This window comes from Citrobacter sp. L55 (genome assembly GCF_002850715.1).
Lineage (GTDB): Bacteria > Pseudomonadota > Gammaproteobacteria > Enterobacterales > Enterobacteriaceae > Citrobacter > Citrobacter braakii.
The window spans coordinates 91,563-114,185 of sequence record NZ_KZ559408.1 but is presented as its reverse complement, the minus strand read 5'-3'; the positions used below and the strand labels follow the sequence as shown (position 1 = coordinate 114,185).

Annotated in this window: 18 protein-coding genes and 1 pseudogene; 9 read left to right on the top strand and 10 right to left on the bottom strand. The window is 52.3% G+C overall.

What is annotated here, in order from left to right:
- Window positions 1-83 precede the first annotated feature (83 nt).
- The 3 genes from secM to mutT are packed head-to-tail and all read left to right on the top strand — an operon-like array spanning window position 84 to window position 3,802.
- Window positions 84-590, top strand: a complete 507-nt coding sequence (gene secM / locus B9P82_RS19105) for a secA translation cis-regulator SecM (protein ID WP_029139762.1) — start codon at window positions 84-86, stop codon at window positions 588-590.
- A 60-nt stretch (window positions 591-650) separates the two neighbouring features.
- Window positions 651-3,356, top strand: a complete 2,706-nt coding sequence (gene secA, locus B9P82_RS19100; protein WP_016151702.1) for a preprotein translocase subunit SecA — start codon at window positions 651-653, stop codon at window positions 3,354-3,356.
- Between the two features lie 56 nt (window positions 3,357-3,412).
- Window positions 3,413-3,802 carry an 8-oxo-dGTP diphosphatase MutT gene (gene mutT, locus B9P82_RS19095; protein ID WP_046275370.1) on the top strand — a complete coding sequence of 130 codons (390 nt, stop codon included), beginning with the start codon at window positions 3,413-3,415 and terminating at the stop codon, window positions 3,800-3,802.
- Window positions 3,803-3,890: 88 nt separating this feature from the next.
- On the opposite strand, the gene yacG is transcribed toward mutT, so the two are convergent.
- From yacG to coaE, 3 genes are read right to left on the bottom strand one after another with little or no spacing between them, the layout of a single operon-like run.
- Window positions 3,891-4,085: a DNA gyrase inhibitor YacG gene (gene yacG / locus B9P82_RS19090; protein WP_016151704.1), complete on the bottom strand. Its 195-nt coding sequence runs from the start codon at window positions 4,083-4,085 to the stop codon at window positions 3,891-3,893.
- A gap of 9 nt (window positions 4,086-4,094) precedes the next feature.
- The gene (gene zapD / locus B9P82_RS19085; RefSeq protein ID WP_016151705.1) at window positions 4,095-4,838 is read right to left on the bottom strand and encodes a cell division protein ZapD; all 744 of its coding nucleotides are present in this window, start codon (window positions 4,836-4,838) and stop codon (window positions 4,095-4,097) included.
- Window positions 4,838-5,458 carry a dephospho-CoA kinase gene (coaE, locus tag B9P82_RS19080; RefSeq protein WP_101700750.1) on the bottom strand — a complete coding sequence of 207 codons (621 nt, stop codon included), beginning with the start codon at window positions 5,456-5,458 and terminating at the stop codon, window positions 4,838-4,840. Before coaE ends, zapD begins: the two co-directional genes overlap by 1 nt.
- A 225-nt stretch (window positions 5,459-5,683) precedes the next feature.
- On the opposite strand from coaE, the gene B9P82_RS19075 reads away from it, so the two are divergent.
- Complete coding sequence (locus B9P82_RS19075) at window positions 5,684-6,727, top strand: GMP reductase (protein WP_019078378.1); 1,044 nt, start codon at window positions 5,684-5,686, stop codon at window positions 6,725-6,727.
- Window positions 6,728-6,782: 55 nt separating this feature from the next.
- Here B9P82_RS19075 and hofC read toward each other — a convergent pair whose 3' ends face one another.
- The 4 genes from hofC to nadC all read right to left on the bottom strand — a co-directional run bounded on the left by hofC (window position 6,783) and on the right by nadC (window position 10,944).
- Entirely contained in the window at window positions 6,783-7,985 is a 1,203-nt protein-coding gene (hofC, locus tag B9P82_RS19070; protein WP_101700749.1) for a protein transport protein HofC, read from the bottom strand.
- A complete protein-coding gene (gene gspE / locus B9P82_RS19065) occupies window positions 7,975-9,360 on the bottom strand; it encodes a type II secretion system protein GspE (RefSeq protein WP_049269183.1) in 1,386 nt (461 codons plus the stop codon). The genes hofC and gspE overlap by 11 nt, the downstream gene beginning before the upstream one ends.
- A gap of 9 nt (window positions 9,361-9,369) precedes the next feature.
- A complete protein-coding gene (gene ppdD, locus B9P82_RS19060) occupies window positions 9,370-9,807 on the bottom strand; it encodes a prepilin peptidase-dependent pilin (RefSeq protein WP_016151710.1) in 438 nt (145 codons plus the stop codon).
- Window positions 9,808-10,050: 243 nt separating this feature from the next.
- Entirely contained in the window at window positions 10,051-10,944 is an 894-nt protein-coding gene (gene nadC / locus B9P82_RS19050; RefSeq protein WP_094760807.1) for a carboxylating nicotinate-nucleotide diphosphorylase, read from the bottom strand.
- Between the two features lie 87 nt (window positions 10,945-11,031).
- On the opposite strand from nadC, the gene ampD reads away from it, so the two are divergent.
- Together ampD and ampE are read left to right on the top strand one after the other, a co-directional pair.
- Window positions 11,032-11,595 carry a 1,6-anhydro-N-acetylmuramyl-L-alanine amidase AmpD gene (gene ampD / locus B9P82_RS19045; RefSeq protein ID WP_101700748.1) on the top strand — a complete coding sequence of 188 codons (564 nt, stop codon included), beginning with the start codon at window positions 11,032-11,034 and terminating at the stop codon, window positions 11,593-11,595.
- On the top strand, window positions 11,592-12,446 hold the full coding sequence (gene ampE, locus B9P82_RS19040) for a beta-lactamase regulator AmpE (protein WP_016155697.1): 855 nt from the start codon (window positions 11,592-11,594) through the stop codon (window positions 12,444-12,446). Before ampD ends, ampE begins: the two co-directional genes overlap by 4 nt.
- A gap of 85 nt (window positions 12,447-12,531) precedes the next feature.
- Here the strand turns inward: ampE and B9P82_RS19035 are convergent, their stop codons facing one another.
- From B9P82_RS19035 to aroP, 3 genes and pseudogenes are all read right to left on the bottom strand, one after another.
- Window positions 12,532-13,482 (bottom strand): glycoside hydrolase family 43 protein, encoded by a 951-nt coding sequence (locus B9P82_RS19035; RefSeq protein WP_101700747.1) that lies wholly within the window; start codon window positions 13,480-13,482, stop codon window positions 12,532-12,534.
- Complete coding sequence (locus B9P82_RS19030) at window positions 13,482-14,888, bottom strand: glycoside-pentoside-hexuronide (GPH):cation symporter (RefSeq protein WP_016151715.1); 1,407 nt, start codon at window positions 14,886-14,888, stop codon at window positions 13,482-13,484. The genes B9P82_RS19035 and B9P82_RS19030 overlap by 1 nt, the downstream gene beginning before the upstream one ends.
- A gap of 157 nt (window positions 14,889-15,045) precedes the next feature.
- A pseudogene (gene aroP / locus B9P82_RS19025) lies at window positions 15,046-16,418 on the bottom strand (aromatic amino acid transporter AroP).
- A 564-nt stretch (window positions 16,419-16,982) separates the two neighbouring features.
- On the opposite strand from aroP, the gene pdhR reads away from it, so the two are divergent.
- The 3 genes from pdhR (at window position 16,983) to aceF (ending at window position 22,480) form a co-directional block, all read left to right on the top strand.
- Window positions 16,983-17,747 carry a pyruvate dehydrogenase complex transcriptional repressor PdhR gene (pdhR, locus tag B9P82_RS19020; protein WP_003018699.1) on the top strand — a complete coding sequence of 255 codons (765 nt, stop codon included), beginning with the start codon at window positions 16,983-16,985 and terminating at the stop codon, window positions 17,745-17,747.
- A gap of 162 nt (window positions 17,748-17,909) precedes the next feature.
- A complete protein-coding gene (aceE, locus tag B9P82_RS19015) occupies window positions 17,910-20,573 on the top strand; it encodes a pyruvate dehydrogenase (acetyl-transferring), homodimeric type (RefSeq protein ID WP_016151717.1) in 2,664 nt (887 codons plus the stop codon).
- Between the two features lie 14 nt (window positions 20,574-20,587).
- A complete protein-coding gene (gene aceF / locus B9P82_RS19010) occupies window positions 20,588-22,480 on the top strand; it encodes a pyruvate dehydrogenase complex dihydrolipoyllysine-residue acetyltransferase (RefSeq protein ID WP_016151718.1) in 1,893 nt (630 codons plus the stop codon).
- Window positions 22,481-22,623: the final 143 nt, after the last annotated feature.

The following is a 22,623-nucleotide window of genomic DNA, read 5'->3' as shown; positions in this document are numbered from 1 at the left end:
ACGCTTTAATGGTAATATTTATGCGCAAAAAAATGGTTTTGCATTTGTAACCCCAAACGCAGGGTATATCAGGTGGCAATAACGTGAGTGGAATACTGACGCGTTGGCGACAGTTAGGCAGACGGTACTTCTGGCCGCATCTCCTGTTGGGGATGGTCGCGGCTAGTTTTGGCCTGCCTGCGCTCGGTAATGCTGCTGAACCTAATACTCCCGCGAAGGCGACCGCCAGCAATCACGATCAATCTGCCAAAGTTAACTTTAGCCAGCTTGCTTTGCTGGAGGCGACCAATCGCCGCCCGAATTTTACCGTTGACTACTGGCATCAGCATGCCATTCGTACGGTCATTCGCCATCTTTCTTTTGCCATGGCTCCTCAGGCGCTGCCTGTTGCCGAAGAGCCGTTGCCAATCCAGGCGCACCATCTTGCGTTACTGAATACGCTCAGCGCGATGCTGACGCAAGAAGGCAGACCGCCCGCGACCGTGAGTCGCGTGACATATGCCCATTTTACCTCTCAGGCCGCATTTAGCGTTCCGGTCTGGATCAGCCAGCTGCAGGGTATCCGTGCTGGCCCTCAACGCCTCAGCTAAAAAAGAACCTTCCAACTTATAATTTTTGACTCCGCACCGCGGGGCGTTTGAGATTTTATTATGCTAATCAAATTATTAACAAAAGTATTCGGTAGCCGTAACGAGCGTACGCTGCGTCGTATGCGTAAAGTGGTCAATGTCATCAATGCAATGGAACCGGAGATGGAAAAACTCTCCGATGATGAACTGAAAGCGAAGACCGCTGAATTCCGCGCCCGTCTGGAAAAAGGCGCCAGCGTTGAAAGCCTGATCCCGGAAGCGTTCGCGGTGGTCCGCGAAGCGAGTAAGCGTGTGTTCGGCATGCGTCATTTCGACGTACAGCTGCTGGGTGGTATGGTGCTTAACGATCGCTGCATCGCGGAAATGCGTACCGGTGAAGGTAAAACCCTGACCGCAACGCTGCCAGCCTACCTCAACGCCTTAAGCGGGAAAGGTGTACACGTGGTTACCGTGAACGACTACCTGGCTCAGCGTGACGCCGAAAATAACCGCCCGCTGTTTGAATTCCTCGGCATGACCGTGGGTATCAACATGTCTGGCCTGCCTGCGCCAGCCAAGCGTGAAGCCTACAATGCCGATATTACTTACGGTACCAACAACGAATACGGCTTTGACTACCTGCGCGACAACATGGCGTTTAGCCCGGAAGAGCGCGTTCAGCGTAAACTGCACTATGCGCTGGTCGATGAAGTCGACTCCATCCTGATCGATGAAGCGCGTACGCCGCTGATCATTTCCGGTCCGGCTGAAGACAGCTCGGAAATGTATAAAAAAGTGAATAAAATCATCCCGCACCTGATTCGTCAGGAGAAGGACGATTCCGACACGTTCCAGGGGGAAGGCCACTTCTCTGTTGATGAGAAAGCGCGCCAGGTCAACCTGACCGAACGTGGTCTGGTACTGATTGAAGAGCTGTTGGTTAACGAAGGCATTATGGATGAGGGCGAGTCGCTGTACTCTCCGGGCAACATTATGCTGATGCACCACGTGACTGCTGCACTGCGCGCGCACGTGTTGTTTACCCGCGACGTTGACTATATCGTGAAAGACGGCGAAGTTATCATCGTTGACGAACACACCGGTCGTACTATGCAGGGCCGCCGCTGGTCCGATGGTCTGCACCAGGCTGTTGAAGCCAAAGAAGGCGTAGATATCCAAAACGAGAACCAGACGCTGGCATCTATTACCTTCCAGAACTACTTCCGTTTGTACGAAAAACTGGCCGGTATGACCGGTACAGCAGACACTGAAGCCTTTGAATTCAGCTCCATCTACAAACTGGATACCGTGGTTGTGCCGACCAACCGCCCGATGATCCGTAAGGATTTACCGGATCTGGTGTACATGACTGAAGCGGAAAAAATTCAGGCGATCATTGAAGATATTAAAGAGCGTACCGCAAATGGCCAGCCGGTGCTGGTTGGTACTATCTCTATTGAAAAATCGGAAGTGGTTTCTAATGAGCTGAACAAGGCGGGTATCAAACACAACGTTCTGAACGCCAAGTTCCACGCCAACGAAGCCGCAATCGTCGCCCAGGCGGGTTATCCGTCCGCCGTGACTATCGCGACAAACATGGCGGGTCGTGGTACCGATATCGTGCTGGGTGGTAGCTGGCAGGCGGAAATTGCCGAGCTGGAGGACCCGACTCCAGAACAAATCGCGCAGATCAAAGCCGAGTGGCAGGTTCGCCATGATGCGGTGTTAGCAGCAGGTGGTTTACATATTATCGGTACCGAGCGTCACGAATCTCGTCGTATAGATAACCAGCTGCGTGGTCGTTCTGGTCGTCAGGGGGATGCGGGGTCTTCTCGTTTCTATCTGTCGATGGAAGATGCGCTGATGCGTATTTTTGCTTCTGACCGCGTGTCCGGCATGATGCGTAAACTGGGCATGAAGCCTGGTGAAGCGATTGAACACCCGTGGGTGACTAAAGCGATTGCAAACGCGCAGCGTAAAGTAGAAAGCCGCAACTTCGATATTCGTAAGCAATTGCTGGAATATGATGACGTTGCCAATGACCAGCGTCGCGCAATCTACACCCAGCGTAACGAACTGCTGGACGTCACTGACGTTAGCGAAACCATTAATAGCATCCGTGAGGATGTCTTCAAAGCGACAATTGATGCCTATATTCCACCGCAGTCTCTGGAAGAAATGTGGGATATCCCGGGTCTGCAGGAACGTCTGAAAAACGACTTCGATCTGGAAATGCCTATTTCAGAGTGGCTGGATAAAGAGCCTGAGCTGCATGAGGAAACGCTGCGCGAACGTATTCTGGCAAACGCCATCGAAGTTTATCAGCGTAAAGAAGAAGTTGTGGGCGCGGAGATGATGCGTCACTTCGAAAAAGGCGTGATGCTGCAAACTCTCGATTCTCTGTGGAAAGAGCACCTTGCGGCGATGGATTACCTGCGTCAGGGTATTCACCTGCGTGGTTATGCGCAAAAAGATCCGAAGCAGGAATACAAGCGTGAATCCTTCTCTATGTTTGCATCAATGCTGGAATCACTGAAGTACGAAGTGATCAGCACCCTGAGCAAAGTTCAGGTACGTATGCCTGAAGAAGTAGAAGCGATGGAGCAGCAACGTCGTGAAGACGCTGAACGTTTAGCGCAGATGCAGCAGTTGAGCCATAAAGGTGACGATTCTGCCGCGGCAGAAGAGCTGGCAGCACAAACTGGCGATCGTAAAGTGGGTCGTAACGATCCGTGTCCTTGCGGTTCCGGCAAAAAGTACAAACAGTGCCATGGCCGTCTGAGCTAAGAAAGTAACTTACTGAAAAGGCGCAGAATTCTGCGCCTTTTTTATGGACGATAAAGATGAAAATACTGCAGATCGCCGTCGGGATTATTCGCAACCAGCACCATGAAATTTTTATAACCCAGCGTGCGGCTGATGCCCACATGGCAAATAAGCTGGAGTTCCCCGGCGGGAAAATTGAAGCAGGCGAAACGCCGGAGCAGGCGCTGATTCGCGAGTTACAGGAAGAAGTAGGCATTACGCCGACTCAAAGCTCACTGTTCGAAAAGCTGGAGTACCAGTTTCCGGACCGGCATATCACTCTGTGGTTCTGGCTGGTTGAAAGCTGGGAAGGCGAACCGTGGGGGAAAGAGGGGCAACCGGCGCAGTGGATTGCGCAAGATGCTCTGAATGCAGAAGATTTTCCGCCTGCGAATGCGCCGGTAATTGAAAAGCTGATTGCTGGTTAAAGGTGTTCCTAGGCCGGATTAGGCAACCCCACCATCCGGCAAATTAGGGCGGGGTCGCTACGCTTGCCCGCCCTACGTTTTAGCTGAATTACTTCTGCTCTTCACTCCAGTCGTCGTTTTCCGACAGATCACCAGAGCTTGGGATACGTTTCTCTTCTGCGGCCCACTCACCCAGATCGATTAACTGGCAGCGCTTGCTGCAGAATGGGCGAAACGGGCTGACTTCACCCCACACTACGGGTTTGCCGCAGGTTGGGCAGTTGACGATGGTTTGTTCAGACATGTTGACTCCTTAACAGCACGCCAGATCAAAATCGAGACGCTCAGGCACCTGGCCATTCTCGCTATCCAGCGGCATAAAGCGAATAGCAAAGCGGCTCTTATGACCAGAAATTTGCGGATAAAGCTGCGAATCAAGCGGCAGCTGCAAGCGAAGCAGATCGGCATCTTCGCCGTTGTCCTGATAAAAACCATTCAAGCTGGTTTGCTTACGGAATGGCGCAGAGTTGCGAATTAAATCCAGCACCAGCGACAGTGCCTGATTGAGCGGATTCAGACTTGCAAGCCATGTTTCAACCTGCGCGTCGCGATGCGACTGCGGTAGATGTAACCAAATATGCAGGGTCGGCAGATCGAAGCTGCAGCATCCGCCAGGAATGCTTAAACGCTGACGTACAAGGCCAATCAGACGATCTTCGCGCAGCGTCTGTCCAATACGCGGAGCCGAAATAAGAATGCTGCCCGCGCTTTTTAACTGCTGGCGCAATGCGTCGATCCTGTTTTGATCGACGCCGGGAACTTCAACCCAGGCCTGGAGTTTACGCTGTTGTCTTTCCAGCTCTTTGAGGAGTTCGGTACGGACTTCGCCGCGTTCAAAGACATCCAGTAAGTCTCCGATGTTGCGGAAAAAATGCAGTGCGCCTGCATGGTCCGCTATGGGTACATTAACGGAGAGCTGTTGGATTAAAAACTCTATGCGCAGCCATGTACGCATCTTCTCATTGAGAGGGTGTTCAAAAAGGACCTGGGTGTGCATTACGGTTTTTCCTGTGAGACAAACTGCAACGCGCATTGCAAATAGAGCGCGTGCAGGCGGGCGACATCCGAGGCGATGGCCTCCGGTGCGCCATTATTATCAATAACATCGTCTGCCACGGCCAGACGCGCTTCGCGCGTTGCCTGGGCAGCAAGAATTTGTTCAACATGCTCACGCGTGACGTCATCGCGCTGCATAGTGCGTCTGAGCTGTGTCTCGGGGGTAACATCCACCACGAGTACGCGGTTGGCTTTTTTATACAGCGAATTTTCCACCAGCAAAGGTACAACCCACAACAGATAAGGGGAGGTTGCTTGCTGAAACTGGCGCTGCGTTTCCTGCTGAATAAGTGGATGGAGCAAGGCATTCAACCAGCTTTTTTCCTCAGGACTGGAAAAAATGCGTTCGCGTAAAATGCGTCGCTGCAACGAGCCGTCGGCAGCTATAACTTCGTTACCAAAATGTTCTTCGATCGCCTTAAGGGCTGGGGTACCGGGTTCAACCACCTGACGCGCAATAATATCTGCATCAATGACGTTTATTCCGAGGTCAGCGAACGCATTTGCAACGGTACTTTTACCACTGCCAATGCCGCCGGTTAAGGCTACCGTATACCTCATAGATGCAGATCCTGGAGTTTAAGTTTGATTATCAAACAGTTAAAAGTTAAGCGTGCGACGGCGAGGCTGCTGCAGGATTAACCTACTATTCGCCAGGTAAATTTATGGGATTGTAGCGTAAAAAAAGAGAATTTCGCAGTCTTGCGCGGCATTGATTAGTGCGTATGATAGCGTCACTGGAGTTGTGAGTTTCGATTTTTCGCCATTAACCCCAGGAATCCGCACATGCGTATCGAAGAAGATCTGAAGTTAGGTTTCAAAGACGTTCTTATCCGCCCTAAGCGTTCTACTCTCAAAAGCCGTTCCGATGTTGAGCTGGAACGTCAATTTACCTTTAAGCACTCAGGTCAGACCTGGTCCGGCGTACCGATTATTGCCGCGAACATGGACACTGTCGGGACGTTTGCCATGGCAACGGCGCTGGCATCCTTCGACATCCTGACTGCGGTGCACAAACACTATTCTGTTGAAGACTGGACTGCTTTCATCGCAGAGAGCTCTGCTGATGTGCTCAAACACGTAATGGTTTCAACCGGCACCTCTGATGCAGATTTCGAAAAAACCAAACAGATTCTGGCGCTCAACCCGGCGCTGAACTTTATCTGCATTGATGTGGCAAATGGCTACTCAGAGCATTTTGTTCAGTTTGTGTCGAAAGCGCGTGAAGCATGGCCGACAAAAACAATTTGTGCGGGCAATGTGGTTACTGGAGAAATGTGTGAAGAGCTGGTACTTTCCGGCGCGGACATTGTTAAAGTCGGCATTGGCCCGGGTTCTGTATGTACCACACGTGTAAAAACCGGCGTTGGCTACCCACAGCTTTCTGCGGTTATTGAATGTGCCGATGCCGCTCACGGTCTGGGCGGCATGATTGTCAGTGACGGCGGCTGCACAATGCCGGGTGACGTGGCAAAAGCGTTCGGCGGTGGCGCGGACTTCGTTATGCTCGGCGGTATGTTGGCCGGTCATGAAGAAAGCGGCGGCAAAATTGTTGAAGAGAACGGTGAGAAATTCATGCTGTTCTACGGCATGAGCTCTGAATCAGCCATGACGCGTCACGTCGGTGGTGTTGCACAATACCGCGCTGCGGAAGGTAAAACAGTTAAGTTGCCTCTGCGTGGCCCGGTTGATAATACTGCACGCGATATCCTTGGCGGCCTGCGTTCTGCCTGTACCTATGTCGGTGCATCTCGCCTGAAAGAACTGACCAAACGTACAACGTTTATTCGTGTACAGGAACAAGAAAACCGCGTTTTCAATAGCCTGTAAGAACAGGTAGTACTATGACATGCCGGATAAGCTGTGCGCCATCCGGCATTTGAATTTATCCCACCCCGCTCATCGCATCTCCTAAATGAAAAATCGGCAAATACATCGCAACGACCAGCGTACCGATTATCAGCCCCGTAATGACCAGTAACGCAGGCTCGAGTAGCGCAGCCAGATTCTCTGCCTGAGACAATGTTTTCTCGCCGTGGTGATGGGCGAGATTACGCAGCATTGTATCCAGCGAGCCGGAAGCCTCACCTGTTCTGACCAACTGTATGCACAATGGGCTGAATTCACCGCAATTTTTTAGCGCTAACCAGACCGGTTGTCCGGCGCTGATGTCGTAATGTACCTGCGCTAAGCGTTGCGACCAGAAAGGGTTGGCCAACGTTTCAGTGACGCTCTCAAGGCCTTGCAGAAAAGGAATACCTGCATTTTGCGTTAACGCCAGAACAGTGAAGATCTGCGTGAGTTTTTGCCCTCTCACCATCGGCCCTATGACCGGGAAGCCGAGCAGCAATTTCTGGCGCAGAGTGAGCCAGTATGGCTGCTGCTTCATCAGGTGATATGCCGCACCCGCTACCAGGCTGAATGCTCCCGCCAGCCATCCCCATTGGCTGCTAAAATGCGCGATGGCAATAATCCACTGAGTGAGTGCCGGTAGCGGGGTGTTAAACGACTGGTAAATGGCGGCAAACTCAGGGAGTACAAACTGCAGCATCGCGAACACCACCATCACCGCCATCGTGATAATGAAAATCGGATAGCGTAGAGCTTTTTTAACTTTATCCGCCAGTTGCTGTTGATTCTTCTGCTGGCGGGCGAGTTCAAAGCAGCAGTCGTCCAGCTTACCCGTAAGCTCTCCGGTACGGATCATTGCCTGATAAAGAGGCGGAAAAACGTGTTGCCACTGAGATAGCGAGGTGGAGAGAGAAATACCCTGTTCCATATCGTGAGCCAGCGTACGCAGTAGCGCTTGCCATTGGCTGCTGGGATGCTGTTCAGCCAGCAAAGCTAAACTTGCCGAGAGTGTTAGCCCTGCTTTCAGCAACGTCGCCAGTTGATGTATGGTTTCAGCGCTTTTTTCACGGCTCCAGTGTGAGGCTTTGACACGCATACGATTAATGCGCAGCGGCGTAATATGCCGTTGCTCAAGAGCAAGCATCAATGAGGGGCGGGTATCGGCCCAAAGTACGCCTTCCAGTGGATTACCTTCGTTGCTAATACCTTGCCAGCGCCAAAGCAGTTTAGCTGACATGGGGCATGCCCAGTACGCGTACCAACTCTTCAAATGTTGTTAACCCTTGTTCGACGGCCTTGCAACCATTTTCGAAAAGCGTGCTCATCCCCAGTTGCTGAGCATTCGATTCCACTCCGTCTACGGACGTACCGTTGGCGATGCTCTGGCGCAATGCAGGTGTCACGGGGAGAACTTCAAACAATGCCGTACGGCCATAAAATCCGTGATAGCAATGTTGGCAGCCCGGAGCCTGCCAACGAGGCAGTGGCGTAGGCCAGATCGCTTCCGGGAGCATGATCGGCGTTTCCAGGCGTTGTCGGCAATGGGGACACAATTTTCTCACCAACCGCTGCGCAATAACGAGCGTCAGCGCGGAGGCGATCATCCAGCGTGCAACCCCCATTTGCTGCAAGCGTATTAGTGTTTCTGTGGTGGAATTGGTATGCAGTGTTGATAGAACCAGATGACCGGTTTGTGCGGCTTTAAGGGCTATTTCAGCCGTTTCGCCATCACGGATTTCACCCACCATGATAATGTCGGGATCCTGGCGCAGCAGCGCGCGCAATACTCCCTGAAAAGTGAGACCGGCACGTGGATGAATTTGTGTCTGGTTAAGACCTGCGATCGGGATCTCTACTGGATCTTCCACGCTACAGAGGTTAACGTCCGGAGTGTTTCGGGTCTGCAGCGCACTGTACAGCGTGACCGTTTTACCGCTTCCGGTCGGTCCGGTGACCAGAATCAGCCCCTGAGGCTGCTGCAACGCTTGTGAAAATGCTGCCAGCTGCGCGTCCTGCATTCCCAGCGCGGTGATTTCCAGCGCTTGATCGACCTGATGCAGTAGCCGTAGCACCACTTTTTCGCCAAAGCGACAGGGCAAGGTGGCGATGCGAAACGAGACCGGCTCTCCTGAAATTTCAACGGTAAATTGGCCGTCTTGCGCAAGTCGGTGCTCGGCAATATCCAGACTGCCTAAAACTTTTAGTCTGGCAGTGATGGCGATACCCATCTCGGTCGTGACGTCCGGTAAAGCATGCAGTACGCCATCCACACGTAATCTGATTCGATAGTGATTTTCCGCTGGCTCAAAATGAATATCAGAAGCCCGTTGCACCAGGGCGGATTGAAACGTCTGATTCAGCAAATCTGCTGCGCTGGCGCTGCTTTTCGTGACCACTGCCGGGAGCATTTTCTGTGGCGTATGCGTGTGGCCTTCCATTTGTTGACGCGTCCAGCAGACGATGTCGATACGTCGGGTGGTGGCAAAATGCAGTGCGTCCAGCAATTCGTGGGACGGAGCGTCCACGACGGCGATGTGCACCACTTCATTGTCTGCATCCAGTAATATTCCCTGATGACGTTGGCACAGCGCCGTAAGTTGGGTGGTATTCATCTCTTTTCCTTAATTGATATCGAAACGGAAAACGTCTTCACAGGCCTGTTGCAATGCGCTGTCATTCTGGATAACGCAGTTACGACTCCAGCCGGTAATACCGTTGGCATTGTCCCAACCCGGCGTCATGGTGATGCTTAACCCGTTCAGGCTTTCTTGTCCGCTGAGGCTGACCACCCCTTTTTCAACGCTCATGGCTGAGACATAACGGGTGGTGGCTGGAGAAGGGATGCCATTCGTTCCGGCATCACAGGTTGTTGTTCCGCCATGCTCCAGCGCACAGAGCTCAACCGCCGTGCGATAGGGAACAAAGGTTTGCAGCATGTCTGTTAACGCGGCTTTGCGCAGATAGTTTTGATAAGCCGGAATACCGATGGCGCTAAGGATGGCAATAATGCCAATGACCACCATGAGTTCGATAAGTGTGAAGCCTCGTTGCTTGTCCATCGTTCGCTCCTTGAGTTAGCTGGCGCTACTTTGGCAAACGCTCGGGGTCACGGCGAGAGGCAAAAAACAGAACGGGAAGGCGGGTTCCGAGGATTTTTATGAAATTACAGAGTCAGACACCGTATTTGCGAAGAGGCTCCAAGAAACAGCCGTATGGCGGCGGAAACGCTTTATCCGGCCGATAGAAAAACCGACGTGATGGGCCCGATAAGTGAAAGTACTATCGGGCTACACCATCAGTAATTAGCGAAAACGCATAGAGAGATCGAGCGCGCGAACATGCTTGGTCAGCGCGCCAACAGAGATGAAATCCACGCCGGTTTCGGCAAATTCGCGCAGAGTTTCATGAGTGACGTTACCCGACACTTCCAGACGCGCCTGGCCGTTGGTGCGTTTTACCGCTTCCCGCATTTGGTCAGTTTCGAAGTTATCGAGCATGATGATGTCGGCCCCTGCTTTCAGCGCGTCGTCCAGTTCATCCAGGCTTTCTACTTCGACTTCAACCGGCACATCCGGGTGCAGCCAGAAGGCTTTTTCAACGGCCTGACGTACCGAACCTGAAGCAATAATGTGGTTTTCTTTAATCAGGAAAGCGTCAGAAAGGCCCAGACGATGATTTGCGCCGCCGCCGCATAATACGGCGTATTTCAGCGCGGTACGCAGCCCCGGCAGAGTTTTACGTGTATCCAGCAGTTGGGTTTTTGTTCCCGCCAGCAGGTCGACATATTTACGCACCTCGCTCGCCACACCCGAAAGCGTCTGTACAAAATTAAGCGCGGTACGTTCGCCAGTTAGCAGCACGCGGGAAGGGCCGTCCAGTTCAAATAGCGGCTGATTGGTCTTAATGCTGTCGCCATCTTCGACATGCCAGTTGATGTTGACATCATCGCCAGCCAGTTGAATAAAGACCTCTTCCACCCAACGTTTTCCACAAAAAATGCCATCTTCGCGGGTGATCACGGTGGCGTGGGAGCGCATCTCCGCGGGTAAAAGCTGTGCGGTGATATCGTTATTGGCATCAACTTCTCCGCCTAAATCTTCACGCAGCGCCTGAGCTACAGCGGCAGGGATATCCAGATTTATGCGTTCCAACAGCGCGTCACGTCGGTAGTCAGGGTTATAGCGGCGAGGCGGCATGATAAAACTCCAAATTGCTAACGAATCATAAGGTGGAAACATGCTACCCTGAACCTGATATGAGCACCACCAATAAGGAGATTCTGCATGTTGTTAGACGAGGGCTGGCTGGCAGAGGCGCGACGCGTTCCCTCTCCTCATTACGATTGCCGCCCGGATGACGAAAACCCTTCTCTGCTGGTGGTGCATAATATCAGCCTGCCGCCCGGCGAGTTTGGCGGCCCGTGGATCGATGCGCTGTTTACGGGCACGATTGATCCCAATGCCCATCCTTATTTTGCCGGGATCGCCCATTTGCGCGTTTCGGCACATTGTTTAATTCGCCGTGACGGTGAAATCGTGCAGTATGTCCCCTTTGATAAACGCGCCTGGCATGCTGGCGTGTCGAACTATCAAGGCCGCGAACGCTGTAATGATTTCTCAATTGGTATTGAGCTGGAAGGGACGGATACGCTGGCCTATACCGATGCGCAGTATCAGCAACTGGCAGCCGTGACGAATGCCCTGATTACGTGTTATCCGGCCATTGCCAACAACATGACAGGACATTGCAATATTGCGCCCGAGCGTAAGACCGATCCCGGGCCCTCTTTTGACTGGGCAAGGTTTCGCGCCCTGGTCACCCCCTCGTCGCACAAGGAGATGACATGACGCTGTTTACAACATTACTGGTGTTGATTGTTGAACGCCTGTTTAAGCTGGGTGAGCACTGGCAGCTTGATCACCGGGTTGAAGCTTTTTTCCGCCGGGTGAAGCATTTTTCGATGATGCGTACGGTAGGCATGGCCCTTATTGCGATGGGGGTGACATTCCTGCTGCTGCGCGCACTTCAAGGCCTGTTGTTTAACGTGCCTTTGCTGGTGGCGTGGATCTTAATTGGTTTGCTGTGCATCGGCGCTGGCAAGACGCGTCTTCATTATCATGCCTATCTGAACGCGGCTGCTCGCGATGACGCTCACGCCCGTGAAGCGATGGCCAGCGAGCTGACCCTGATTCATGGGATTCCGCCTGAGTGCGATGAGCGTGAGTTCTTGCGCGAACTGCAGAACGCGCTGTTATGGAACAACTTTCGCTTTTATCTGGCGCCGTTATTCTGGCTGATTGTCGGTGGCCCGTGGGGACCGGTGACGCTGGTGGGTTATGCCTTTCTACGTGCCTGGCAGTCCTGGCTGGCGCGCTATCAGACGCCACACCAGCGTTTGCAATCAGGTATCGATGCGATCCTGCATGTGCTGGACTGGATCCCGGTGCGCCTGGCGGGTGTCGTCTATGCGCTGCTGGGGCACGGCGAGAAGGCGTTGCCTGCCTGGTTTGCGTCGCTGGCGGATCTGCATACTTCGCAATATCAGGTGCTTACTCGCCTTGCGCAGTTTTCTTTAGCGCGTGAACCACATACCGATAAAGTCGCAACGCCAAAAGCCGCGGTTTCGATGGCGAAGAAGACCTCGTTTGTGGTGGTGGTGGTCATTGCCGTGTTGACCATTTATGGAACATTAATTTAAGCCATTATTATTGGTGGATGGCGTTGCGCTTATCCGTCGAGGAAAAAAGATTGGCCCGGTCGCTTGGTGCTTGCGGGCCAATCTTTCAAAGCGTATCAGCAGGTGGGATGCCAAAATCTGGCATCCCGTTTTCGTTCCAGCGCACCAGCTTCAGACGAGTGTGGCGGTTTGGGTCGTACAGCGGATCGCCCTCGATTTCAGTGTAATTTCTCGCGTGGTACACCAGCACATCTTCACCTTCCGGCGTTTGCGTAAAGCTGTTGTGCCCCGGCCCGTATTGGCGGTTTTCGTAGCTGGTGGTAAAGACCGGGCGCGGCGATTTGTGCCAGTTCTGCGGGTTGAGCGGATCGGCATTGAGATCAATCCACAATAATCCCATACAGTAGTTCTCATCGGTGGCGCTGGCGGAATAGCTGATAAACAGCTTATCGCCGTGAACCATGACGGCCGGGCCTTCGTTGACCCAAAAACCCCGGCATTCCCAGTCATACTCTGGATGACTGAGCATTACCGGCTCGCCTTTAATCGTCCATGGATTTTCCAGTTCGGCGAGATAGATATTGGAGTTTCCGGCGATATCGGGGGATTTCTGCGCCCACAGATACCACTGTTTTCCCTGATGGTTAAAGGTGGTGGCATCGAGCGCGAAGGTATCAAACTGCGTTTTAATCTGCCCTTTCACTGTCCATTGGCCAGTCAGCGGATCGGCGTCTGCACATTCGAGCGCAAACATACGGTGCTGGAACATCCCCTGCTTGTCGAGCGCCTGTGTGTGGGCGGCGGCAAAATAGATGTACCACTTGCCTGCCAGATGATGGATCTCAGGTGCCCAGATCAGCTGGCTCATGGGGCCGTTTTCTGGTTTGCGCCAGACGACAACCGGGACGGCGGTGCGTAACCCTTCCAGCGAGTCCGCCCGGCGGATCTCCAGACGATCGTATTCGGGCACTGAAGCAATGAAATAGTAGTGGCTACCGTCACGTAAAATAAACGGGTCGGCACGCTGTTCAATAAAGGGGTTTGGCCACTGATTCATTAGGCTTTCCTTACGTTTTCAGTCGTTTTTATATCGTGGTACTCATTCAGTTCACGGTAGTTGGCGCGGCGCTTTTCTAAATCTGTCTGGATTTGTTGCATAAACTCGCGGTCAACTTTCAGCAGACGAACTACGCCTGCGGTAATCAGGTAGCCTACACCCGGTATGATGGTAAACAGCAACATAATACCGTTAATGGCGGAGTCGCTTTGCGCTTTCGCCCCTGCGTCGTAGCCGTACCAGGAGAGCAGGAAACCAACCATCGCTCCGGCAATCGCCAGGCCCAGTTTCAAGAAGAACAGGTTGCCGGAGAAGCTGATTCCGGTGATACGTTTACCGGTTTTCCACTCGCCGTAATCATCGACATCCGCCATCAGCGACCAGTGCAGTGGGGATGGGATCTGATGCAGAATGTTGAGCAGGAAGTAAAGCACCATAATCATCATGGTGGCTTTAGGATCGAAGAAGTAAAACGCGCCGGAGAAAATCGCCAGGATGATATTGGTCCAGAAGAAGACTTTCAGTTTGCACCAGCGATCGGTTAACACCTTCGCCAGCATGCTGCCGATCATCATGCCCACAACGCCAAGGCTGATAAACAGCGTTGCGAACTGAGTGCTTTGCTGCATAACCCAGGTTACGTAGTACATGGTGGCGGCCATGCGAATAAAGCCTGGACAGACGTTGCATAGGGTTAACAGCAGGATTTTTACCCACTGATCGTTCTTCCATACGTCTTTCAGGTCGGCTTTTAAATCGTCGTTAGTCGGGACGGCAGGACGTACGCGCTCACGGACGGTTGCAAAGCAAAACAGGAACATACACATGCCGATGAAGGCCAGCACTGCCATCGCCATCTGATAGCCTTTAGCTTTGTCTTCCCCGCCAAACCAGTCCGCCATTGGCAGTAAGGTGAGGGAGAGCAGAAGGGTTGCAATTCCTACCAACACAAAGCGATATGACTGGCAGGCGACACGTTCCTTTGGATCGTTAGTGATGACGCTGCCGAGCGAGCAGTAAGGGATATTGATCGCCGTATAGGTGATAGAGAGCAGGAAGTAGGTGACGAACGCATAGATTACTTTGCTGTTATATGTCCACTCAGGGGTGGTAAACATGAGTACGCTAAATAATGCGTATGGGAAAGCCATCCACAAAAGCCATGGACGAAATCGACCATATTTGCTGCGGGTGCGGTCGGCCATCGCGCCCATAATAGGGTCGGTAACGGCATCTATAACGCGTACTGAGAGCAGTAACACGCCGACCAGGGCCGGTGCCAGACCAAAAATATCTGTGTAAAAATAGTTAACAAACAACATGATGGCGCCAAAGATGATGTTGCATCCGGCGTCGCCCATTCCATAGCCGATCTTTTCTTTCACCGTGAGCTTACTGGTTTCCATCAACTGCACTCCATTAATAAGATATGGAGATAATTATTGTCTGGCAGAGGTGTTTTTGCGTTGCAGGATAACGCCAGTGATATGGACGAAACAGTCGTGAGTGGGAAAGTGTGAGGCAGGTAACAACCCCCACCTGATGCAGGTGGGGGAGGGAGAATTAATGCGCTTTAGCTACTTTGGCGGTTTTCTGTTTGCACAAATAGCCGATGCCAAGAATGGCAATCCATACCGGGATTAAGTACACCGAAATCGCCATGCCCGGCGTCATCAGCATAATCACCAGCACTGCAGCCATGAAAATCAGACATACCCAGTTACCAAGCGGATAGAGCAGCGCCGGGAAACGGGTGGTAACGCCTTGCTGCTGTTTGGCTTTGCGGAACTTCATGTGCGCCAGGCTAATCATTGCCCAGTTGATCACCAGTGCGGAAACCACCAGCGCCATCAGCAGGCCAAAGGCGGATTCCGGTGCCAGATAGTTGATCAGTACACACAGAGCCGTAACCAGCGCGGAGACCAGAATGGTGTTCACCGGTACGCCGCGTTTGTCGACGTTCATCAGCGCTTTTGGCGCGTTGCCCTGCTGTGCCAGACCGAACAGCATACGGCTATTGCAATATACGCAGCTGTTATAGACAGAAAGGGCAGCGGTCAGCACTACGATGTTCAGAGCATTGGCAACAAAGGTGTCGCCCAGCTCGTGGAAAATAAGGACAAACGGGCTGGTATCAGCCGTGACGCGCGTCCACGGCATCAGGGAAAGCAGAACAGCCAGCGAACCTACATAGAAAATAAGGATACGGTAGATAACCTGGTTGGTTGCTTTGGGAATGCTTTGCTCCGGGTTATCGGCTTCTGCTGCGGTGATCCCGACCAGCTCCAGCCCACCGAAAGAGAACATAATAATAGCCATCATCATCACCAGACCGGTGAAGCCGTGCGGCAGGAAGCCACCCTGACTCCACAGGTTACTGACGCTGGCCTGCGGGCCGCCGTTGCCGCTAAACAGCAACCAGCCGCGAACAGAATCATCGCAACCACGGCAATGACTTTAATAATGGCGAACCAGAACTCCATTTCCCCAAACACTTTCACGTTGGTCAGGTTGATGGCGTTGATCAGCACGAAGAAGGCTGCAGCAGAAACCCAGGTGGGGATCTCCGGATACCAGAACTGGATGTATTTACCTACGGCAGTCAGTTCAGCCATGGCAACCAGGACGTACAGTACCCAATAGTTCCAGCCAGAAGAGAAGCCCGCAAAACCGCCCCAGTATTTATAAGCAAAGTGGCTAAAGGAGCCTGCAACCGGCTCTTCAACCACCATTTCACCTAACTGACGCATAATCAAAAAGGCGATAAAGCCGGCAATTGCGTAACCCAGAATAATACCCGGTCCTGCAGACTGGATAACGGATGCGCTACCGAGGAATAACCCGGTACCAATCGCGCCACCCAGCGCGATTAGCTGTATATGGCGGTTCTTAAGACCGCGCTTGAGCTGATCGCCATGCTGTTGACTTTCCATCATTAAACCTCGTGTGTGGTTTTACTCTTCATATTTCGAGTACTTATTTTTTGAACTACGCAGCAATGCGTGTGTAAGTTTGCAATTCCGTTTGTTGTATTTATTTGTTTACAGATGCTTTAGATAAAATGTTGCCTCAATGCTTTTGTCTTGATCAGAATAATGATATGCGAGCGCGAATGCACCTGCTTTATGCGGGCAAGATGACGAGTTGAATAAAAAGAAACCATTTGTAAATGCGAGTTTATCTACCACAAAATTTCCATTTTGAATTTTTATTCACTAATTGTGGCTAATGTGTCGATAAATAATCAGGTGAATCGGTTCAGATGAGATATTTTTTCGTTTCAATTCCGTTAAAACTACCCCGTGGTGGGTAAATTTAACATTTGTGCATAGTTACATGTTTGAAACGTTATTTCTGTAATGTTGTTAAAATATGCCCCCTTTACTGATTTCAATCAAAACCTGTATGGACAGAAGGTGAATACTTTGTTACTTTAGCGTCAAGAACATGAAATTGGTAAGACCAATTGACTCCGGGCAAATGGCTTAAGACAGGAAATCATGGCCTACAGCAAAATCCGCCAACCAAAACTCTCCGATGTGATTGAGCAGCAGCTGGAGTTTTTAATTCTTGAGGGGACACTTCGCCCCGGAGAAAAACTCCCACCGGAACGCGAGCTGGCAAAACAGTTCGACGTCTCCCGCCCCTCCTTACGCGAGGCGATCCAACGCCTTGAAGCGAAGGGGTTACTGCTTCGTCGTCAGGGCGGTGGCACTTTTGTTCAGAGCAGCCTGTGGCAGAGCTTTAGCGACCCACTGGTAGAGCTGCTCTCCGACCATCCTGAATCCCAGTTTGACCTGCTTGAGACGCGCCATGCGCTGGAAGGTATTGCAGCCTATTACGCTGCACTGCGCAGCACGGATGAAGACAAAACGCGTATCCGTGAACTCCACCATGCGATCGAGCTTGCTCAACAGTCCGGCGATCTTGACGGCGAATCTGACGCGGTACTCCAGTATCAAATTGCTGTCACCGAAGCGGCACATAATGTGGTGCTGCTCCATTTGCTAAGGTGTATGGAGCCAATGCTGGCCCAGAACGTTCGGCAAAACTTCGAATTGCTGTATGCGCGTCGCGAGATGCTGCCGCTGGTGAGCAGTCACCGTACCCGCATCTTTGAAGCAATTATCGCCGGGAAGCCTGAAGAAGCGCGTGAAGCGTCTCACCGTCACCTGGCGTTTATCGAAGAGATTCTGCTGGACAGGAGCCGTGAGGAAAGCCGTCGTGAACGCGCCTTACGCCGTCTGGAGCAACGAAAGAATTAGTGATTTTTCTGGCAGAACGTTAACCAGAAGATGTTGTAAATCAAGCGCTATCGAAAGGCGCGGCAACTAAACGCAGAACCTGTCTTATTACGCTCTCTGGTGAGAACGTAATGGGACAGGTTCCAGATAACTCAACGTATTAGATAGATAAGGAATACCCCCATGTCAGAACGTTTCCCAAATGACGTGGATCCGATCGAAACTCGCGACTGGCTACAGGCGATCGAATCGGTCATCCGTGAAGAAGGTGTTGAGCGTGCTCAGTATCTGATCGACCAACTGCTTTCAGAAGCTCGCAAAGGCGGCGTGAAAGTAGCGGCAGGTGCTGGGGCCAGCAATTATGTAAACACTATTGCCGTTGAAGATGAACCGGAATACCCGGGCAATCTGGAGCTGGAGCGTCGTATTCGTTCTGCTATCCGCTGGAACGCCATCATGACCGTACTGCGCGCGTCTAAAAAGGACCTCGAGCTGGGTGGCCACATGGCATCCTTCCAGTCCTCCGCAACGGTGTATGATGTTTGCTTCAACCACTTCTTCCGTGCACGCAACGAACAGGATGGCGGCGATCTGGTTTACTTCCAGGGCCACATCTCTCCGGGCATCTACGCTCGCGCATTCCTGGAAGGCCGTCTGACTGAAGAGCAGATGAACAACTTCCGTCAGGAAGTACATGGCAAAGGCCTGTCTTCCTACCCGCACCCGAAACTGATGCCGGAATTCTGGCAGTTCCCGACCGTATCTATGGGTCTGGGCCCAATCGGTGCAATCTACCAGGCTAAATTCCTGAAATATCTGGAACACCGTGGCCTGAAAGATACCTCTAAACAAACCGTTTACGCCTTCCTGGGCGACGGCGAAATGGATGAGCCAGAATCTAAGGGTGCTATCACCATCGCGACCCGTGAGAAACTGGACAACCTGGTCTTTGTTATCAACTGTAACCTTCAGCGTCTTGACGGTCCGGTCACCGGTAACGGCAAGATTGTTAACGAACTGGAAGGCATCTTCGCGGGCGCTGGCTGGAACGTTATCAAAGTCATGTGGGGCGGTCGTTGGGATGAACTGCTGCGTAAAGATACCAGCGGTAAACTGATCCAACTGATGAACGAAACCGTTGACGGCGACTACCAGACCTTTAAATCCAAAGATGGCGCATACGTACGTGAGCACTTCTTCGGTAAATACCCGGAAACCGCAGCTCTGGTTGCTGACTGGACTGACGAGCAGATTTGGGCTCTGAACCGTGGTGGTCACGATCCGAAGAAAGTCTACGCTGCACTGAAGAAAGCGCAGGAAACCAAAGGCAAAGCAACTGTAATCCTGGCCCATACCATCAAAGGTTACGGCATGGGTGACACCGCCGAAGGTAAAAACATCGCTCACCAGGTTAAGAAAATGAACATGGACGGCGTGCGTTATATCCGCGACCGTTTCAACGTTCCTGTGACCGATGAGCAGGTTGAAAACCTGTCTTACATCACCTTCCCGGAAGGTTCTGAAGAGCACACTTATCTGCACGCTCAGCGTCAGAAACTGCACGGCTATCTGCCTGCTCGTCAGCCGAACTTCACCGAGAAGCTGGAACTGCCTGCTCTGGAAGACTTCGGTGCGCTGCTGGAAGAGCAGAACAAAGAAATCTCCACCACTATCGCTTTCGTTCGTGCCCTGAACGTGATGCTGAAGAACAAGTCGATCAAAGATCGTCTGGTTCCGATCATCGCTGACGAAGCGCGTACTTTCGGTATGGAAGGTCTGTTCCGTCAGATCGGTATCTACAGCCCGAACGGTCAGCAGTACACCCCGCAGGACCGTGAGCAGGTTGCTTACTATAAAGAAGACGAGAAAGGTCAGATCCTGCAGGAAGGCATCAACGAACTGGGTGCTGGCGCATCCTGGCTGGCTGCTGCGACCTCCTACAGCACCAACGATCTGCCGATGATTCCGTTCTACATCTACTACTCCATGTTCGGGTTCCAGCGTATCGGTGACCTGTGCTGGCAGGCAGGCGACCAACAGGCTCGCGGCTTCCTGGTAGGGGGAACTTCTGGTCGTACGACGCTGAACGGCGAAGGTCTGCAGCACGAAGATGGTCACAGCCATATTCAGTCTCTGACTATCCCGAACTGTATCTCTTACGATCCGTCTTACGCGTACGAAGTAGCGGTCATCATGCACGATGGTCTGGAGCGTATGTACGGTGAGAAACAAGAGAACGTTTATTACTACATCACCACGCTGAACGAAAACTACCACATGCCGGCAATGCCAGCAGGTGCCGAGGAAGGTATCCGTAAAGGTATCTACAAACTCGAAACCCTCGAAGGTAAGAAAGGTAAAGTTCAGCTGCTGGGCTCCGGTTCTATCCTGCGTCACGTGCGTGAAGCAGCACAGATCCTGGCGAACGACTACGGTGTTGGTTCTGACGTTTACAGCGTAACCTCCTTCACTGAACTGGCGCGTGATGGCCAGGATTGTGAACGCTGGAACATGCTGCACCCGATGGAAACTCCGCGCGTTCCGTACATCGCTCAGGTGATGAACGACGCTCCGGCAGTGGCATCTACTGACTATATGAAACTGTTTGCCGAACAGGTTCGTACTTATGTACCGGCTGATGATTATCGCGTACTGGGTACTGACGGCTTCGGTCGCTCTGACAGCCGTGAAAACCTGCGTCACCACTTCGAAGTTGATGCTTCTTATGTGGTTGTAGCGGCCCTGGGCGAACTGGCTAAACGTGGCGAAATCGATAAGAAAGTGGTTGCTGACGCAATCATCAAATTCAACATCGATGCAGATAAAGTTAACCCGCGTCTGGCGTAAGAGGTAAAAGAATAATGGCTATCGAAATCAATGTACCGGACATCGGGGCTGATGAAGTTGAAATCACCGAGATCCTGGTCAAAGTAGGCGACAAAGTTGAAGCTGAACAGTCGCTGATCACCGTAGAAGGCGACAAAGCCTCTATGGAAGTTCCGTCTCCTCAGGCAGGTATCGTTAAAGAGATCAAAGTCTCTGTTGGCGACAAAACTGAGACCGGCAAACTGATCATGATTTTCGATTCCGCCGATGGTGCAGCAGCCGCTGCACCTGCTCCGGCAGAAGAGAAGAAAGAAGCAGCTCCGGCAGCAGCACCTGCTGCGGCAGCGGCGAAAGAAGTACACGTACCGGACATCGGCGGTGACGAAGTCGAAGTTACCGAGGTTATGGTTAAAGTGGGCGACACCGTTGCGGCTGAACAGTCTCTGATCACCGTTGAAGGCGATAAAGCGTCGATGGAAGTTCCGGCGCCGTTCGCGGGCACCGTTAAAGAGATCAAAATCAACACGGGCGATAAAGTGTCTACCGGTTCTCTGATTATGGTCTTCGAAGTTGCAGGCGCAGCGCCTGCTGCAGCACCGGCTCAGGCGGCAGCTCCAGCAGCAGCGGCGGCTCCGGCAGCTTCTGGCTCGAAAGAGGTTAACGTTCCGGATATCGGCGGTGACGAAGTTGAAGTCACTGAAGTGATGGTTAAAGTGGGCGATAAAATTGCCGCTGAGCAGTCACTGATTACCGTTGAAGGCGATAAAGCGTCGATGGAAGTTCCGGCACCGTTCGCGGGCACCGTGAAAGAAATCAAAATCAGCACTGGCGACAAAGTCAAAACCGGTTCTCTGATTATGATCTTCGAAGTTGAAGGCGCAGCACCTGCTGCCGCTCCAGCTGCCGCGGCTGCTCCAGCCTCTGCAGCTGCACCGGCTCAGGCTGCTAAACCAGCCGCAGCTCCGGCCGCGAAAGCGGAAGGTAAATCTGAGTTCGCTGAGAACGACGCTTACGTTCATGCAACACCGCTGATTCGTCGCCTGGCGCGCGAGTTCGGTGTAAACCTGGCGAAAGTGAAAGGTTCTGGCCGTAAAGGTCGTATCCTGCGTGAAGACGTTCAGGCTTACGTGAAAGACGCGATCAAGCGTGCTGAAGCTGCTCCGGCAGCAGCAGGCGGCGGTATTCCGGGCATGCTGCCTTGGCCGAAAGTGGACTTCAGCAAGTTTGGTGAAATCGAAGAAGTGGAACTGGGTCGTATCCAGAAAATCTCTGGTGCTAACCTGAGCCGTAACTGGGTGATGATCCCGCACGTTACTCACTTCGACAAGACCGATATCACCGATCTGGAAGCGTTCCGTAAACAGCAGAATGCCGAAGCTGAAAAACGTAAACTGGATGTGAAATTCACGCCAGTGGTCTTCATCATGAAAGCCGTTGCCGCCGCTCTGGAACAGATGCCGCGCTTCAACAGCTCTCTGTCTGAAGACGGTCAGCGTCTGACCCTGAAAAAATACATCAACATCGGTGTCGCGGTAGATACGCCGAATGGTCTGGTTGTTCCGGTCTTCAAAGACGTGAACAAGAAGAGCATTACCGAGCTGTCTCGTGAACTGACCACCATCTCCAAGAAAGCGCGTGATGGCAAGCTGACCGCTGGCGAAATGCAGGGCGGTTGCTTCACCATCTCCAGCATCGGTGGCCTGGGTACGACCCACTTCGCGCCGATTGTGAACGCGCCGGAAGTGGCTATCCTCGGTGTCTCCAAGTCCTCTATGGAGCCAGTGTGGAACGGTAAAGAGTTTATGCCGCGTCTGATGATGCCGATTTCGCTCTCCTTCGACCACCGCGTAATCGACGGTGCTGATGGTGCGCGCTTTATCACCATCATCAACAACATGCTGTCTGACATTCGCCGCCTGGTGATGTAAGCGAAAAAGCCGGCCCGACGGCCGGCTTTTTTCTGGTAATCTCATGAAGTCAGTGAGGTTATTGTGCGAAAGACAAATCGGTTGCCGTTTGTTGTTTCAAAATTGTTAACAATTTTGTAAAATACGGGCGGATAGAACGACCC

Bases quoted from the DNA above. Each gene is read 5' to 3' on its own strand.
- B9P82_RS19030 (WP_016151715.1), bottom strand. From the start codon at position 14,888: ATGGAAACCAGTAAGCTCACGGTGAAAGAAAAGATCGGCTATGGAATG.
- B9P82_RS19075 (WP_019078378.1), top strand. From the start codon at position 5,684: ATGCGTATCGAAGAAGATCTGAAGTTAGGTTTCAAAGACGTTCTTATC.
- mutT (WP_046275370.1), top strand. From the start codon at position 3,413: ATGAAAATACTGCAGATCGCCGTCGGGATTATTCGCAACCAGCACCAT.
- secA (WP_016151702.1), top strand. From the start codon at position 651: ATGCTAATCAAATTATTAACAAAAGTATTCGGTAGCCGTAACGAGCGT.
- aceF (WP_016151718.1), top strand. From the start codon at position 20,588: ATGGCTATCGAAATCAATGTACCGGACATCGGGGCTGATGAAGTTGAA.
- coaE (WP_101700750.1), bottom strand. From the start codon at position 5,458: ATGAGGTATACGGTAGCCTTAACCGGCGGCATTGGCAGTGGTAAAAGT.
- ampD (WP_101700748.1), top strand. From the start codon at position 11,032: ATGTTGTTAGACGAGGGCTGGCTGGCAGAGGCGCGACGCGTTCCCTCT.
- gspE (WP_049269183.1), bottom strand. From the start codon at position 9,360: ATGAATACCACCCAACTTACGGCGCTGTGCCAACGTCATCAGGGAATA.
- ampE (WP_016155697.1), top strand. From the start codon at position 11,592: ATGACGCTGTTTACAACATTACTGGTGTTGATTGTTGAACGCCTGTTT.
- nadC (WP_094760807.1), bottom strand. From the start codon at position 10,944: ATGCCGCCTCGCCGCTATAACCCTGACTACCGACGTGACGCGCTGTTG.
- pdhR (WP_003018699.1), top strand. From the start codon at position 16,983: ATGGCCTACAGCAAAATCCGCCAACCAAAACTCTCCGATGTGATTGAG.
- yacG (WP_016151704.1), bottom strand. From the start codon at position 4,085: ATGTCTGAACAAACCATCGTCAACTGCCCAACCTGCGGCAAACCCGTA.
- aceE (WP_016151717.1), top strand. From the start codon at position 17,910: ATGTCAGAACGTTTCCCAAATGACGTGGATCCGATCGAAACTCGCGAC.
- hofC (WP_101700749.1), bottom strand. From the start codon at position 7,985: ATGTCAGCTAAACTGCTTTGGCGCTGGCAAGGTATTAGCAACGAAGGT.
- ppdD (WP_016151710.1), bottom strand. From the start codon at position 9,807: ATGGACAAGCAACGAGGCTTCACACTTATCGAACTCATGGTGGTCATT.
- B9P82_RS19035 (WP_101700747.1), bottom strand. From the start codon at position 13,482: ATGAATCAGTGGCCAAACCCCTTTATTGAACAGCGTGCCGACCCGTTT.
- zapD (WP_016151705.1), bottom strand. From the start codon at position 4,838: ATGCACACCCAGGTCCTTTTTGAACACCCTCTCAATGAGAAGATGCGT.